The sequence below is a fragment of the Flavobacterium sp. CFBP9031 genome, from assembly GCF_034044945.1.
Classification (GTDB): domain Bacteria; phylum Bacteroidota; class Bacteroidia; order Flavobacteriales; family Flavobacteriaceae; genus Flavobacterium.
In genome coordinates this window covers 18,623-36,127 of sequence record NZ_JAXCWF010000013.1, presented here as the reverse complement: position 1 = coordinate 36,127, position 17,505 = coordinate 18,623, and the positions used below count along the sequence as shown (strand labels likewise).

At 36.8% G+C, this 17,505-nt stretch carries 9 protein-coding genes; 3 read left to right on the top strand and 6 right to left on the bottom strand.

Annotation, left to right across the window (positions count from 1 at the left end):
• Both SOM12_RS19715 and SOM12_RS19710 read left to right on the top strand, forming a co-directional pair.
• On the top strand, positions 1-6,738 hold the full coding sequence (locus SOM12_RS19715) for an RHS repeat-associated core domain-containing protein (RefSeq protein WP_320495035.1): 6,738 nt from the start codon (positions 1-3) through the stop codon (positions 6,736-6,738).
• Position 6,739: 1 nt separating this feature from the next.
• The gene (locus SOM12_RS19710; RefSeq protein WP_320495033.1) at positions 6,740-7,204 is read left to right on the top strand and encodes a hypothetical protein; all 465 of its coding nucleotides are present in this window, start codon (positions 6,740-6,742) and stop codon (positions 7,202-7,204) included.
• A 165-nt stretch (positions 7,205-7,369) separates the two neighbouring features.
• Here SOM12_RS19710 and SOM12_RS19705 read toward each other — a convergent pair whose 3' ends face one another.
• The 4 genes from SOM12_RS19705 to gndA form a co-directional block, all read right to left on the bottom strand.
• Positions 7,370-9,094, bottom strand: coding sequence for a hypothetical protein (locus SOM12_RS19705; protein ID WP_320495032.1), 1,725 nt, complete (start codon positions 9,092-9,094; stop codon positions 7,370-7,372).
• A gap of 339 nt (positions 9,095-9,433) precedes the next feature.
• On the bottom strand, positions 9,434-10,150 hold the full coding sequence (gene pgl / locus SOM12_RS19700; protein WP_320495031.1) for a 6-phosphogluconolactonase: 717 nt from the start codon (positions 10,148-10,150) through the stop codon (positions 9,434-9,436).
• Positions 10,131-11,663, bottom strand: a complete 1,533-nt coding sequence (gene zwf, locus SOM12_RS19695) for a glucose-6-phosphate dehydrogenase (RefSeq protein WP_320495030.1) — start codon at positions 11,661-11,663, stop codon at positions 10,131-10,133. Before zwf ends, pgl begins: the two co-directional genes overlap by 20 nt.
• A gap of 27 nt (positions 11,664-11,690) precedes the next feature.
• A complete protein-coding gene (gndA, locus tag SOM12_RS19690) occupies positions 11,691-13,100 on the bottom strand; it encodes an NADP-dependent phosphogluconate dehydrogenase (protein ID WP_320495029.1) in 1,410 nt (469 codons plus the stop codon).
• A 340-nt stretch (positions 13,101-13,440) separates the two neighbouring features.
• Here gndA and SOM12_RS19685 point away from each other — a divergent pair, with 340 nt between their 5' ends.
• Positions 13,441-15,294: a hypothetical protein gene (locus SOM12_RS19685; RefSeq protein WP_320495028.1), complete on the top strand. Its 1,854-nt coding sequence runs from the start codon at positions 13,441-13,443 to the stop codon at positions 15,292-15,294.
• Between the two features lie 77 nt (positions 15,295-15,371).
• Here the strand turns inward: SOM12_RS19685 and SOM12_RS19680 are convergent, their stop codons facing one another.
• Both SOM12_RS19680 and SOM12_RS19675 read right to left on the bottom strand, forming a co-directional pair.
• Positions 15,372-16,448 (bottom strand): ionic transporter y4hA, encoded by a 1,077-nt coding sequence (locus SOM12_RS19680; protein ID WP_320495026.1) that lies wholly within the window; start codon positions 16,446-16,448, stop codon positions 15,372-15,374.
• Between the two features lie 630 nt (positions 16,449-17,078).
• The gene (locus tag SOM12_RS19675) at positions 17,079-17,414 is read right to left on the bottom strand and encodes a winged helix-turn-helix transcriptional regulator (RefSeq protein ID WP_250835887.1); all 336 of its coding nucleotides are present in this window, start codon (positions 17,412-17,414) and stop codon (positions 17,079-17,081) included.
• Positions 17,415-17,505 lie beyond the last annotated feature (91 nt).

The following is a 17,505-nucleotide window of genomic DNA, read 5'->3' as shown; positions in this document are numbered from 1 at the left end:
ATGAAGCAAATATACTATTACGTTATTTTTTTATTTTCAGTTTTTTCTTTTGGACAGAATTTTAGTGATACAAAAGGAGAATTACAGATTTCATCATCTGGAACAGCGGTCTATACATTGCCTATTGCTGTTCCGCCAAGCATTAAAAATGTTGCGCCCATAATAAATCTGGTTTACAGCAGCGGAGTGAGAGGAGGTATAGCCGGTCAAGGATGGAGTATTAACAGCATTTCTGCTATAAGCCGTATTGGTACAAGACGCGATATAGATGGATTTGTAGATGGGGTTGATTTTGATGATAATGATAAGCTGGCTCTTGATGGACAGCGTCTACTAATAAAATCTGGCACCTACTGGGCACCAGGCTCCACTTACGAAACAGAATATAAAAGCAACACCAGAATAGAGCTTAAAGTTGAAGGCACAACAGCTTATTTTGTAGTTACAGCTCCAGACGGGTCAAGAAGCTGGTATGGGTCTAAAGGATCGGGAAGCCTTCAGAATTCGGTTTCGCTGAATTCTTGGTATATTGTACACTATGAGGATCCAAATGGAAATTTTATAGATTATAATTACAAAACTATTACTTATAACAGCACAAACCAGCTGTATATTGATACGATTATTTTTAGCGGAAATGCGGCGGCAGGAATTGCCGCGCAGAATAAGATAGCTTTTACCTACAGAGGTGCTAAACGTATCGAGAGGGATTATTTAAAAGGGCAGGCAGTTTATGCTTCACAGATATTAGAAAGCATACAGGTTTATGCTAATAATGCTCTGTTCAGAAATTATCAGGTCCAGCATGAAGCTGATAATGGATTAGGCTATGAGCGAATAAAAAGCATTCAAGAAATTAATGGACAGATGGAAGCATCAAATCCTGTTGTATTTACCTACGCATCTAGTCCTTTTAAACAAGAAAGAACAGAGAAAGTTTATACCAATAATCTTGCTTTTGATAAGACAGATCTTGCAGGGGATTTTGATGGAGATGGAAGGCTAGATTTTATAGCAAGTAATCAAATTTATACTAATTTATTTAATGGTACTGCTGGCAATGCACCTGTTGCATTGCCATTTATAACAACTGATGGCAAAATATTAGCAGCCACAACATTAACTAATAATAAATTAAATCAGTTTCAATCGGTGGTTAGGATTTCGGAGTCCTTAAATAATCTGGTGTTCAATGTATATAATTTGAATACAGGAACAGCAGTAAACAGCTATAATAGAAGCATTCCTTTCGATAATAAAATAACAAACGAGCAAAATCCAGGTTGCACGAATATGAATCAAGTGCCATATGATCTTAAAAATGATAATATTTATTTGGAAGGAGATTTTAACGGTGATGGTATTTCTGATGTATTTGTTATCACTAACAAAAACCAGCAGGTTGTAGTAAAAAATATAGTTGGAGATGAAGACCCGAAACATAAAGGAAGATGTACTTATGAGACGATAGATGAAGGTTTGGAGTATTATTTTATAGATTTAAACCCAAACAGTTCCAATGTGCTGGGTACTCCAGCTTATGCCAGAATACAAACAACTTCTGAGATTCGTGTTAGAAATCAATGGAACAAGCAATTTGTAATGGATTTTAATGGCGATGGGAAATCAGATATTCTAACATTAAAAAATGATAAAACATATAAAGTTTTTAGCTTAAAGCAACTTGCTGTTGCGCCTTGGGTTCAATTAGAAATTATAGGTGAGGGTGTTATGCCTGATTGTGATTTTCGAAAGCAGATAATTTTTGGAGATTATAACGGAGATGGAAAAGCTGACCTTATGCTGCCAGATAATTTAGGTGGCCAAGGTCAGATAAAATGGCATATTTATTATAGTAATCCAAATCCAGCAGGAGGAGAATTTTTTATTAAGGAATCACATGATATAGTAGAATATTGGCCTGATACAGAAAGTACTTATAATACACAAAGGCATTTTAGTAATTATTATGCAATTGATATTAATAAAGATGGCAAATCTGACCTTGTTCGTGTATGGAGAAAATATTTTAAGGATAGTTGGACTATTAATAACCACGATACAGAATGGCAGGTAACAGGCTTTACAAATAATATTGGTAAAGTTGGTACTACTGGTTTTACAATAGGGTATGATTCTGGGGTTATCTTTTCTAATTCCCCAGATATTCCAATTCCGATTACTTCAAATTATAAATATGATGGTGCCAATACCGATCTTGTGGTTATCAGGGGGCACTACAATAAAATTGAATATTATCAGTTTAATAAAAATGTTGATACTGAAAACAGACTTACTGAAGTAACTGAAGCTAGTGGCAACATAAAACAGAAGATTGAATACAGAGCAATGGAAGCCGCAAATAGTGGTTTAGGTATTGCATCTACTGATTTTTATTCTTCCAGTGATAATGTAGCATATCCAAACATTGAAATCCTAAGAAATTCTGAAAGTTTTTTAGTTTCAAAACTTACAGCAACTATTAACGGAGTTTCTAAATATCAGGATTTTAGGTATAGAGGGTTTGTTTCTAATTTCAATTATGGAACAGTAGGCTTTACAAGGACTGCACGAAGCAGTTGGTATCTGTCAGAGTCAGATCCTAAAATATGGACTACACAATATAATGATCCAAATCTTCGCGGAGCAAATACTATTACTTGGACAAGCACTACAGGATCTACGGTATTTGATAACGTACCGAGCAATTTAATAACTACAAAGACCAATGTTTTTGCAGTTAACACCAAAGGAGGGGGCGATATGGTATCTTCAACTCCAATTCCGAATAATATTGATATTGTTACGCCTGTCACCACAGGCCAAACTTTTAAAGCAGGCAGCTTAATTACTGCATCTTCCTCTATAAATGATGGTCTGGCAGTAAATTACAACGCGCCGCAGATTATTTTAAAGCCTGGCTTTATTGCCAGCGCAAGTAGCAATAATACATTTGTAGCCTCTACGAGTCCAGCTTCAGCGCCAAATGCTGGGGCTCCAGATTCGAATAATGGTGTTTTCAATGTTTTGCTAAATAAACAGATAGTTCAAGACCATCTTACAGGAGTAAGAAGAGAGACCATCTACTCTTATGACGGAGGCGCAGATAGTGGAAATTATTATGGTCTTGAAGTAAGAAGCGTAACAAATAGTTACAGTGGCTCTTCACTTCAGGGAAGCACTGCCGTTGATACGGAATATGATAACAACCCTACGGGAGCGGGAGCATCCTATTATATCGGAAGACCGAAAAGAGTGGTTTCCACAGCCAGAAATACAGCTTCAGGAGACACAAGAACTTCGGAGCAAGCCTACACCTATTCAGGATCGAATTTGACAAAAACAGAGAAGAAAGGGCATAATACGTACGCAATTGTTGAGGACATGAGCTATGATGCTTTGGGCAATCTTCTGACAAAGACAGTTTCGGCTCCGACAGCATCTCCAGCGCCGGCTCCGCGAACAATAAAAGACGAGTATGACTCAACCAAGCGTTTTGTAGTTAAGAAGACGGACCATCAAGGGTTTGTAACTAATTTTGCCTATAATAATTTGGGGCAGGTAACCCAGTCGACAGACTATATGGGGATCATCAGCGATTTTGTTTATGATGGCTGGGGCAAGTTAACGAATTCTACAGTGACGGGTTCTTCTGCCATACCGATCACCACCACAAATGTCTATGCCAAATTAAGCTCAGGAGGCTATACCGTGACGACAACAAACAGTCTGGATGCCAAAACCTTTACAGAATATGATGTTTTGGGCAGAGTGGTTAAAAACTCAACCAAAGGATTTGCTATTAATAGCATGGTAACAAAGCAGGTTGTTTATGATGCGCTTGGCAGAAAGGAGAAGGAAAGCGAACCGTATTTTTCTGCTCCAAGCCTATGGACAGTTTATGAATACGATTTTTTAATGAGGCCGACCAAGATCACATCGCCGACAGGAAAAATACAGACTTTTTCTTATGAGGGTATGACTACCATAAGCAGTGATGATGGGAAAAAGACTACTGCCAGTGTAGATGCTTTAGGCAATAAGATTCAGACTACAGATCCAGGAGGAACAATCAATTTTACCTATTTTGCCAACGGGCAGTTAAAAGAATCGGATTACCAAGGCAACAAGGTGCAGATTGTGATTGACGGCTGGGGCAATAAAGTAAAACTGACCGATCCGAGTGCGGGAGTGTATACGTACAGCTATGATGCTTTTGGACAGCTACTAACAGAATCTACGCCAAACGGAACAACGTCATTTGTGTATGATGCGGCAGGAAAACCGACCGAAAAGACAATTTCAGGCACCAATACAAATAGCAAGACGACTTATGCCTATAATTCGCTAAACCAGATAACGGGTTCTACTTTTGTTGACAATACAGAAAGCAAGACCATAGCAAATGTCTACGAATATGACAGTTTAAAACGATTGTATAAAACAACAGAAACGACGCCTTATGCTGTTTTTGCGAAAGAGCTGTCATTTGACACGCAGGGAAGAATCCTTAAAGAGACATCTACAGCATCGGCTTCTGGAAAGACAAGCTCAAAGACCATAAAAAATATCTACTACAATGGTTTTCCATGGCAGATTGTGGATGATGCCACGCAGCAGGTTTTATGGCAGCCCAATTCTTTCAATGAGAGGGGGCAGGTTACAGTAGGAGCATTCGGAAACGGAATTTCTGTTACCAATACGTACGACCAGTATGGCTACGTAAGACAGATCAGACATGACAAGACCAGTCCGTCAGTTATAAACATAATGACGCTGAATACCGATTTTGAAATCAAAAGAGGCAACCTGAACAGCCGCACCAACAGCCTGTTCGGCCGAAGCGAAACATTCAATTACGACGGTCTGGACCGTCTGACGGAATACACCAACGGAGCAGGCATCCAAGAAACCCAGGTTTATGACGATAAAGGTAGAATTACTCAGAACAGTGTGGGAATCTACGAATATGACGGAGCGAAGACCTACCAGAATAAAGCGATAGTGTCTACTACAGAAGCATTAGGCTATTATTCGGCAAAACCTAACCTGACGATAAGCTACAACACCTTTAAAAGCCCTGTGCAAATTGAAGAGGCAGGAGTGGATAAAATCAGTTTCACCTATAATGATGGAAATGACAGAAGCTCCATGTTTTATGGAAATCTGGATAATAACAAACTTCTAAGAACATACCGCAAGCACTATTCTGCAGATGGGACTATGGAGGTTAAGCATAATATTGCAACGGGTGAAATCGAATTTGTGACTTACATAGGCGGTGATGGATACAGTGCGCCTATTGTCTTAAAAAGCAACGGAACTGCGCAGAATTACCTATATTTGCACAGAGATTATCAGGGAAGCATTGTTGCCATAAGCGACCAGAATGGGACGGTTGTGGAGAAGCGATTATTTGATGCTTGGGGTAGCATATTGAAGGTTCAGGATGGAGTAGGCAATACTCTTGCTGGCTTGACTGTTTTAGACAGGGGATATACAGGACATGAGCATCTGCAGAGCGTTGGCATCATCCATATGAATGGGCGTCTGTACGATCCAAAACTGCACCGATTCCTGCAACCTGACAATTATGTTCAGGAGCCGTATAATACGCAGAATTATAATAAGTATGCCTACGTTCTTAATAACCCGTTAAAGTATACAGATCCATCTGGAGAATTTGCAGAAATTGGCGTTTTAGCCGCGGTTGGTATCGGAGCAGCTATTGCAGCATTGACTTATACCATTACAGCATTGGTTGCCGATGTTCCTTTTACAGTTGGAGGCTTGGTTAAAGCAACATTTATTGGAGCAGCAAGCTCTGCGGTGACTTTTGGTATAGGTAGTGCGGCCACAAATCTGTTTACCAATTTTTACTCACAGGCAGCGTTTCAAGCAGCGGCTCATGGAACTTTTCAAGGGTCTATGACTGCAATTTCTGGAGGTAAATTCTGGAGCGGTTTTGCTGCTGGAGCTTTAAGCAGCATTGCATCTAGCGCATGGAGTGGAGGCTCGAGTGCCCCTGAAACACATAGTTTTGGTGGAGCAAGTTTTACAGAGACCTTTAACCATCAAGGGATAAGTGGTTTTTTAGGAGCGAATAACACAGTTGGCATGATTGCTTTTGGAACTGTTTCAGGTGGAGCTGGAGCAGCAATGAGTGGTGGTAATTTCTGGCAGGGAGCAGTAGCAGGACTTGTCGTTAGTGGATTAAATCACGCAGTGCATCCAATTGATCCACCTGTGAAAAAAGGATTAACTTCAGGCGGAGAATATTATGGAGGAGATGGCAGTGGTAGTTTTATGGATCATTTGCATAGATTTGTTTATGAAACAGATCAATTGAATCCGATAGCTTTAGGATGGGATGGAATTAAAGCCAAGTTTACTGGCACTGATAGATATGGTAATAGTCTATCCGGGTTTCAGTCTAGTTTGAAAATCTGTTCAGCAGTTCCAGTAGGGAGGTTTATGGGACCTTCAGAGAGTTTATTAGGACATATATTTAGGGATGCTGCAGGGCATGTAAACCCAACTAGTATGGCTTCAAAAATGCGGTATATGAGATTGTTTGAATCTGTTGCTACAAAACCAGAAAATCTAGTGCCAACTGTCAATGCTTCTGCAAGGGCAGCAGGAGTATTGACTTATGAACAGACATTTAGAAATGGAAGTACAGTATGGGTTCAGATGTTTAGAGGACAAATAAGAAATGCAGGAATAAATTTACAATAATATGGATGCATTAATAGAATTGACGGTATTAGATGATTTAATCTTAGAAAAAATCAATCAATTATTAAAAGAAAAGAAACCTTTAGAAGAATCAGAAATTCCTATAATGTATAGAGATCTATTTATAAAGTATAGTTCGTTGGAAAATATTGAATCATTAAAAAGAGCTGTTTTTTTGCAATGGTATTCTGTCATTGAGCCAATTGAAAACTCTGGAATGGGAGAGATGGATGCTTTAATTGAAAAACAAAATATAAATAATGTTAATCGGTTGATTGATAGTTGTTTGATTGATGATGAATTTGTTTTTCTTTTAAAACATTACTATAATATTGGTGATTGGTATTTTGATTCTCTTGGCTTAAAAAAGATAAATTTTGACCTAAAAAATGAATCAAAATTTCATTATAATAATTTTGATAAAAGAGGCGTTTTTGGTGAGTACTGGAAGTCAATTTTGAAGTAAATCATTCCTCAACTCTGCAAAGAGTTCCAGATTTGAATTGAAAAGCTGCGCAAATGTCTTTTAAGACTGGACCCAAAAGTTTGGACGAATTTATAATTAAATATGATAATAATGAGCTCGATATTGTATCGGGCTCATTGCTTTTAAAAACCATAAAAACTAAAATCACTCCAAAATACTAGAAGAATCCTTAATTTCAACATCAGCATATCGCCAAGCATTATTAAAAGAGGTTTTAATTTGTAAAGCCTCTTTTTCTTTTTTCTGTGCGGTTAAAGAATTATAAAGTCCGATTAAGGCGAAGCCATTTTTTGGGAGCGTTTGTAAATCTTGTCTGTAGATTTTTTCCGCTTCGGTATATTTTCCAGCTTTCAGCAAAACTGTGCCTAAATAATGTCTAACGGAGAAAAACCAATCTGGCGGTTCGTTGTAATTTAACTGATCTTCGATTGCGATTGCTTTATTTAAAAAAGTAACGGCTTTATCCAAATTATTCTTTTTAGCTTCAACTCCTGCTGAAAGTATATTAGCAGCAATCTGAACAAGATCATAAGTAGTATTAATATTCCAAATGGTGACCTGTTTTAAGGTTTTATCTTTGGCTAGTTGGTTAAGAATAGTAAGCTGTTTTTCGGCATTGGTAATATCATTTTTTCCGAGATATGCCATTCCTCTGGCATAATGCCAAATCGCATTTGGATACACGAGATCTTTTTCAGGTTGTGGAATCTCCATAATTTTATCCCACATCGAGAATTTGACGGCTATATAATACGGAATGCTGTAATAATGCTGTAAAGTTCCCCAACCAGCTTCACGCATGATTTTGGGAGATATATGCTGTTGTAATACTTGAGCCGATTTCCAAGCCAATTGAGAGTTTCCTTCTAAAGCAGCGGTAGCTACCAAAAAATGATAATTGTGCGGATAATAGGCTAGAGGATAAGCGCCTTGTGCATTACAAGCAGTAGAATATAAACTATCAATTCGAACCGCTTCAATGTTGGAAAGCGTGCCTTCATGATAATCTCCCGTACGAATGTAAATATGAGAAGGCATATGTACCAAATGTCCTGAACCTGGAACTAGAGTTTCTAGTAATTTGGCACTTTTAAGTCCGTTTTCTGGATGTGCAGAAGCTTCTACAGTATGAACCAAAAAATGATGTGCGCCTGGATGTTTCGGATTTTTTGTAATCAATTCGTTTAAAACGGCAAGTATTTCGGGAGCCCATTTTTTAGGTATTCCAGTGCCTTTTTCATACAAATCCCACGGATGGAGATTCATTTGAGATTCGGCATAAAGTGAACCGATATCTGGATCTGAGGGAAACTGAGTATATACTTTTTTCATCGCCTCGGCATACGCAATGTCAAGCGGTTTTCTATCCGCAGGAGGATTTTTAGCATAACGCACCAATAAAGCATCAATCATAGCGATTTCTTTTGGAGAACATTTTCCAGAAAGTTTTTTAGCTTTTTGAGCCGCATCATAAGCACGCTGAAAATTATCTTCTTCCATTCCGCCATTATAATTCGGGCCGAGAACATACGCAAATCCCCAATATGCCATAGCGCAATTCGGATCTAAACGAGAAGCTTCATAAAATGATCTGGCAGCTTCGGCATGATTGAATCCATAGGCAAGCATCATTCCTTGGTTGAAATATTCCTGCGCTTCGGGATTATTGGTTGTAATTTTAAAATTCACACCATCGAGACCTTTAAATTTTGGTGCTTTTTTATTTTGGGTGTACCAATCTTTATCGTTCGTTTTCGGAATATAGCACCCTTGCGAAGCGCTAACTTTAACTGATTTGGGTTCTGTGTTTTTATCTTTACAGCAAACAAAAAGAAGAAAAACAGCAATTAGAAAGTAATTATATTTCATTGCAAAAGGAATTTGAAATTATATAATCAGTGTAAAAGCTCGAAAGAAGAAAAATTGATACTTATAATTTAATAAATTGAATCGGAGAGTATTAAACAAAATTAAATAAAAAAGAAATAGGTTTGTGTAAATATTTGTTTTTCAGTGTTTTGTAATTGTATAGCTGGGCTTTAGGTTTCACGCAGATTTTGCAGATTTAAGCAGATTCGCGGAGATTTTTTTTATTGATCAGTTTAGATCTGCCTAAATCTGCAGAATCTGCGTGAAAAAAAATTATCAAAAAAATAAGGTCTACACTTTTCAGCGTAGACCTTAAATTATATGAAAATAAACAATTTCTTAGTTTGTGCCCGCAGCAACTTTATCAACCAAAAACAATAATTCGCCCGAAACTGGTTTAATCAATTGCATTGGATATAATGTTGGATTGTATTCGCCAGTTGTCACTTCTTTTAAAGCGTTTATTTTCTTTTCTCCAAAAGCTACCACTACAATTTTTTCCGCTTTATTAATTAACGGAGCTGTAAGCGTGATGCGATACATTTTTTGTGGAGCTAAATAATAAGCATCAACCCATTTAGTCTGTTCCTCAAGAACCGCTTCACCTGGAAAAAGAGAAGCCGTGTGTCCGTCATCTCCCATTCCTAATAAAATCAGGTCAAATTTACCATCTTCACCTAAAACAGTTCTGATAGACTTTTCGTATTCAGCTGCATATTCCTCAGGTGTAACACCGTCTTTATACATTTCAAAAATGTTTTCTTGCGGAATAGGAACGTGGCTCAATAAAGTCGAATAAGACATTTTTGCATTGCTCAAATCATCATTAAGCGGAACCCATCTTTCATCACCCCAAAAAATATAGACCTTGCTCCAGTCTACTTTGTTTTTGTAAGCATCAGAAGCTAATAATTTGTAAATCCCAGCAGGAGAAGAACCTCCTGTAAGTACAGCTGTAAATTGGCCTTTTGCAGCAATCGCTTTTTGAGCTGATTCTACAAAAAGATCTGCAGCTGCAGTATTAATTTCTTCTGTATTATTGTGTATCTGTATCATTTAAAACTTCTTCTTTTGTTTGTGTATTCGGAATCCATTTGTGGCCTTGACGTGCTAACAATTCATCGGCTTCTTCAGGTCCCCAGCTTCCTGCGTTGTAATTTGGGAAATTCTTTGGAGGCGTTGTTTTCCAAACTTGCTGAATCGTTTCAATTGCATCCCAAGCTTCTTCCACCTGATCCCAACGCATAAATAGGGTAGGATCTCCCAATAATGCATCGGCAATTAAGGTTTCATAAGCTTCTGGTGACATTGTAGAACAAGAAAAATAATCAAAAACCATTTCTGCAGGTCTTAAAGACATGGATAAACCTGGTTTTTTGGTCATAAACTGCAGTTTAATGTCCATTGAAGGTTGAATGTTGATAATCAATCGGTTTGGTGTCATGCCTTCTTTTCCGTATGAGAATGAAGAATGTGGCACTGGTTTAAACTGAATAATGATCGAAGATTGTTTTTCTTCCATTCTTTTTCCTGAACGCAAGTAGAACGGAATTCCCTGCCATCTCCAGTTGTCCAAATAGATTTTCATTGCTACATAGGTTTCTGTATTAGAATCTGGCGCGATGCCTTTATCTTGACGGTAACCCGGAACAGGAACTCCTTTTATTTCTCCAGCATCATACTGACCTCTAACGATATAATGATCGACTTCTTCTGGTTTAATACGGCGAATTGACTTTAAAACATCTGCTTTTCGATTACGAATGTCATCAGCATTCAAAGAAGCAGGCGCTTCCATAGCGGTCATACATAAAATCTGAAACAAGTGGTTCTGAATCATGTCTTTCAATGCACCAACACCTTCATAGAACCCGCCTCGCTCTTCAACGCCGACTTCTTCTGCAACGGTAATTTGCACGAAATCAATAAAATTACGACTCCATAAAGGTTCGAACATTGAGTTTCCAAAACGGAAAGCCAAAATATTTTGAACCGTTTCTTTTCCTAAATAGTGATCAATTCTGTAAATCTGCTCTTCTTTGAAAGTCTGTGAAAGCATTTCATTCAACTCAATTGCAGAAGCTTTATCATAACCAAAAGGTTTTTCGATAATAATACGATCTTGTTTCGCATTAGCGGCAAGTCCGATTTTCTTGATATTGCTTGAAATCGTTGAAATGAAAGAAGGCGTAATCGAAAGATAGAAAAGACGATTGGCACGTTCGCCAAAAGCAAGGTCAAAATTGTTTATTTTTTCATTTAATCCAATGTACGATTCCTCTTTATCGATATCAAGACTGTGGTAAGAGATATGCGAAAGAAATTTTTCTGTTTCTGGATCGTCAACTCCTTTTCTTCTTGAGAACAGATTTAGATTTTCTGCCACATAAGCGCGAAAATCATCATTGGTTTTTTCAGCTCTACCAAGAGCAATAATCTGAAACTGTTCAGACATACGTCCGTCAAGGTACAGATTTTGGAAAGCGGGGAAGAGCTTTCTCTTTGCTAGATCTCCAGTTCCACCAAAAATAACAATGATGGTTGGATTCTTTAGTTTATTTTTAGTCATTGTGTGTAGTTGTGTTGCTTTAATTGTTTATTCAGCCCATTGTGTATGGAAAACGCCTTCTTTATCGATACGCTCGTAAGTATGCGCTCCAAAATAATCACGCTGTGCCTGAATTAAATTAGTTGGAAGATTAGCAGATCTATAAGCATCAAAATAAGATAACGAGTTCATTAATCCTGAAACAGGCAATCCTTTTTGAACAGCAAACTGGATCACAGCTCTCATTCCTGCTTGGTTTTCTACTAATTTTGAAGCAATTCCGCCATCCAAAAGTAAATTTGGCAAATCTGATTTTGCTACGTATGCTTTTCTGAAATCCTCTAAGATAGTCGCACGAATGATACATCCGCCACGCCAGATTTTAGCAACTGTTTCTAGATTTAATCCGTAGTTGTATTCTTTAGAAGCCGTGTGAAGCTGAGCTAAACCTTGAGCGTAAGTCACCACGATAGAAAAGTATAAAGCCGATTTTAAAGCCGCAATGGCTTCGCTTTGAGAAACATTTGTTTCATCAGCGTTCCAAACTAATTTTTTAGCCGCTTCAATTCTTTCTGGTTTGGTTTTAGACATATCGCGCATGTTAACTGCTGCGTCGATTGTTGGAACTGGAACTTGTAAATCCATTGCATTTTGCGAAGTCCATTTCCCTGTTCCTTTAGATCTTGCCCAATCCGATATTTTGTTGATTAATTGTGTTCCGTCTTCATCTTTTTGTTTTAAGATGTTTCCAGTAATTTCAATCAAATACGATCTTAAATCATCAGTTTGATTCCATTCGGAAAAAGTTTTCTGAATCGTTTCATCATCCAAGTTATAACCTCTTTTCATTAAGTCATAAATCTCAGAAATCAACTGCATGATTCCGTATTCAATTCCGTTGTGAACCATTTTTACGTAGTTTCCAGCAGAACCATTTCCTAAATATTCTACACAAGGTTCGCCATCTACTTTTGCCGCAATGGCTTCAAAAATAGGACGAAGTCTTTCGTATGCTTTCTGATCTCCTCCTGGCATCATAGCAGGACCGAAACGAGCCCCTTTTTCACCTCCTGAAATTCCCATTCCGAAGAAGTGGATTCCTTTTTCAGACAATTCAATGAATCTTCTGTCCGTATCTGTAAAATAAGTGTTTCCACCGTCAATAATAATGTCTCCTTTATCTAAGTGAGGCAATAAACTAGCGATAGCGCTGTCAACTGGTTTTCCCGCAGGGACCAATAACATAATAGCTCTTGGCTGCTGAATAAGCTCTACAAAATGTTTTACATCTGTCGTCGCTTCAATAGTGTGGTCGGCATCGGCTTCTTGTTGAAGAGAATTGACTTTTTCGGTGTCTAAGTCTAAACCTGCAGCCGCAAAGTTATGGCTGGCGATATTTAAAAGTAGGTTACGACCCATTACGCCGAGTCCTACAATTCCAAAATCAAATTTGCTCATAGTTTTCAATTAACTAAATTATTAGAAGAAATGTTTTTGCAGCAAAAAGTAAGAGAAAGTATGGTAATTCTTTTTCATTCAATGTTTTGCAGCAAAAACAATGGTTATTTTAATCTTACATTTCAAAATGTAGAGCGCTAAGTTAGAGAAAAATGCTGAAAAATAAGGGGTAAAATCGTTCACTTTTGGTCTTTATTGTGATACTTTTTATGTGTAAAAATTACGCTTATTAAGGCTGTTTTTCAACTAAATCGTTGTAATACTGCTAATGCCATTTGTCAATACTTTTATTAGAAGCAGCTTCATGCTCGTAAGAAAAAAGATGTGAAAAATTATAAAAATGTTTATTGAAAATATAGGAATTGAGGTATTTTTGAAAACCCAATCATTGGATCCAAGATTTAATTCATTAAAGTATTATATCCTTTTTATGCCAAGAAACATAAAGTTTGTTTTTACAGCCATCTTTTTAACCCTTACTTCGGGTATCTTTTTTAAAGCAAATGCACAGTCGGTATTAGAGAACGAAATATCTATTCAAGCAGATAAGAAGCCATTAGGCAGTGTTTTGGACTTAATGGAAGAAAAAGGAAATTTTAGATTTGCTTATTATGGTAAACTAGCTGTAAAAGATAGTGTCGTTAGCATTCATACTGATAATAATACCATAAAAGGAGTTTTAGATCAGCTGTTAGGTGCCAAATATGAATTGAAAGAATCGCCAGGGTTTGTTATTGTTCGTTATGCTCCTTTGGAACTTGCTCTTGTGTTAGAAAAAAACACTGTTTTGAGTGACGGACAGCAAATTGTAATCGGTTATATTGTAGATACACAAACCAATAGTCGTATTGAAAATGTGAGTGTATTGGAGAAGAATGCGCTACTGTCTACATTAACCAATAAAGATGGTTTTTTTGAACTTCGATTAAAAAATGCACCCCAAGCTATAGAACTTACAGCGGTTAAGGAGAATTATAAAACGGTGACGATGGTATTTCTTTCTGAAATTAAAATTCAGATGGGAGACAAAAAAAATAAAACAGATTATATTGATGGAGATTTCTCTGCAATTGAAAGATCAGGAATTGGCCGTTTCTTTATTTCTTCTAAACAAAAAATACAAGCGCTCAATCTGGGAGGATTTATTTCTAAAGTTCCCGTACAGGCTTCTTTAATTCCGAGTATCAGCACTCGAGGAATGCTGAATACGCAGATTGTCAATAATTTTTCGCTAAATATATTAGGAGGTTATAATGCTGGAGTTCGGGGGCTAGAAATGGCAGGACTTTACAACATTAATCGTATGAATGTTGACGCGCTTCAAATAGCCGGAATATTTAATACCGTTGGAGGATCTGTTAACGGAATTCAGTTAGCCGGAATCTATAATAATGTTTTTGGCAATTTAAGAGGATTGCAGATAAGTGGTATTCATAACAGTGTAAAAGGTTCGCAAGTCGGTTTGCAAATGGGCGGTATCTACAACAATGTATATAAAGATTCTAAAGGACTTCAAATTGCAGGAATTGGTAATACAGTAAAGGGTTCGCAAAACGGATTACAGTTTTCGGGAATTTACAATATTGGAAAAGATACAGTGCGTGGTGCCCAAATTACAGGTCTTTTTAATTATGCTAAAGAATTAAATGGAGTTCAATTTGGATTGGTGAACATTACAGATTCGCCGTCTGGTTATAGTTTTGGTCTGCTAAACTTTAAAAAAGGCGGTTATAAAAAGATTAGTATTACAAGCAACGAGATTTCAGACATAAATCTTGCTGTAAAAACAGGAGACCATAAAATGTATACCATTTTAATGGCGGGAAGAAGCGATAGAAACGATGAAGAAAAGCTGTTTTCTTTTGGAATTGGATTAGGAAAGAACATTCCATTAGGGAAACGTTTTACTTATAATCCCGAATTTAGCACGCAGTATCTTTATTTAGGAAATTGGGACATTTATAATTCCTTATCTAAATTTGATTCTTCCTTTTCTTTTCAATTATGTAAAGGTGTAGCGCTATCTGCAGGACCTTCTTTAAATTTTTATTGGTCTGAGAAACAAGATAAAAACGGCAACGTAAATACTTCTACATTTGTTCAGGATCGTACCAAACGCTATACGATAATCAACAATAACAGCAAAGATATTCTCGGATGGATAGGATGGAGTTTTGGATTGACATTTTTTTAAAAAATGATAAAAAAGCTTATAAACATTGATTTTATAAGCTTTCAAACTATGTTTCTATGTGTTTAAATCCCATTCTTTTAAGGATAAATCATCAAAAACATATACGCAAACAAATTGACTAGAAGCACGACGCCGTAAACGATATTCGATTTTCCTTTGCTCAGAGAAAGCATTACGGTAAAAACAGATAGTGCTAAAAGAACAATAGATTTAATATCAAGTCCTAAAACAATTGGAATTCCCATTAGGATACAAACGAGCGCAACAGTTGGAATAGTCAAACCAATACTGGCAAGAGCAGAACCTAAAGCTAGATTTAAACTCGTTTGTAATCGGTTTTTTTTGGCTGCAATTATCGCTGCGATCGCTTCTGGCAATAAAATAATGATGGCAATTACAACCCCAACCAAAGATTTTGGAAGATTGTGACTTATAATAATAGTTTCAATAGTAGGCGAGAGGGTTTTGGCCAGTAAGACCACAATTCCTAAACTCACCAATAGAAAAACAAGACTTGTATAAAATGTTTTATTATTAATTTCGATTGGATGTGTTTTAGATTCGTCTTCGCTCGTGGTATTGGTTAGAAAGTATTGGCGATATCCTTTGGTTTGTGCGAACAAAAAAGAACCATAAATAACCAGACAGGCAATAGAGGCAAAGATCAATTGAGGCGTTGAATAATAAGAACCGTGAACACTTTCTGTAAAAGTGGGGAAAACCAGCGTAAATACAATAATCGAAATAAGCGAAACCAAACCAATCGTTACCGAAGAAGTAGAGAAATTCTGTTCGTAATGTTTGATGCTTCCAATAAGAAGGCACAATCCAATAATTCCGTTCAGGATCAGCATGGTGGCGGCATACACGGTATCTCTGGCCAAAGAAGCGGCTTCAGAACCTTCAGAAAGCATTAAAGAAACAATAATAGAAACTTCAATTACAGTAATAGAAATAGCCAAAATTATGGTTCCGTACGGTTCTCCAACGCGTTCTGCAATAATTTCGGAGTGATGAACTGCTGACATTACGCTCAGAATAAGCAATATACTAGAAACAATCTGAAAGATGCTGCTGTCGGCAATCAGTCCGCTAAATAAAAGAACCCACGAAAGGATTGGAATAATGATGGTCCACTGTAATAGTTGTTTCATTTTTTGTAATTTTTAAAGTTTATACTGCCGATAGGGCCAACAGAATCGGCTTTTACCTTTTTTGTAAGATAGAACTTTTATAGCTAAAAATGATAAAAAAAAGCATTTTTAAGCACTTTTTAAGTTTATTTGAGAGTGTTTTGAATCAAAAAGTGCATTTTACCACAGATAAAATTACAACTTTCTTTAAGAATTTTGATGATTTCCTTTCGATGCGATTTTTCCTTAATAGTTTAAACTTTGTCAAAGTTCGCTTCGTGCCTAAAACAATTCTAGCGTCTTTCTATTTTTCTCTCGCAGATCTAGCTGATAAAGCAGATTTTTTTCTGATTAACAGAATCTGCTAAATCTGCAAAATCAGCGGGAGAGTATTTTAAGAATTTCTGATGATTTCCTTTCATGCAATTTTCCTTAATAGTTTAAACTTTGTCAAAGTTGGCTTCGTACTAAGACTATGTGTTAGAAATTAATTTCTTTTTTTAATTCTTTTCTAGAGCAAAAAAAATCTATGTTTCTATGTCTTTAAGAAAAAAAATTAAAGTTTCTCTATTTTTTTTCTCGCAGATTTAGCTGATAAAGCAGATTTTTTTTTTTGATTTGCATAATCTGCAAAATCTGCGGGAGAATATTTTAAGAGTTTCGAATAATCTCTTTACGATGTGATTTCCCCCATTTAATCATTTCTTCGATTACTGGACCGAAAGATTTGCAATACGGCGTCGATTCGTATTTAACCTGAATTTCGGCATCGCGGTCTTCAGTTCTTTTGATCAGCATATTGATCTCCATTTCTTTGAGTTCTCGCGAAAGCATGCGTGTCGTAATTCCCGGAATACTGCGTTCGATTTCCCTGAAACGGTTATTTCCGTTACAGATGGAATTGATGATTGGCAAACGCCATTTACCACCCAAAACATGTAAAGTGTCTTGAAGTGCTTGTACTTCCTCTTTCTGATTTCTTTCCATAACAAAACAGCATTAGTTTAGAAAATTAACTGGTTACAAAGTTATACCATAATTCTAAAATAATGAAAAAAAAAAAATTAAGATGAAACGA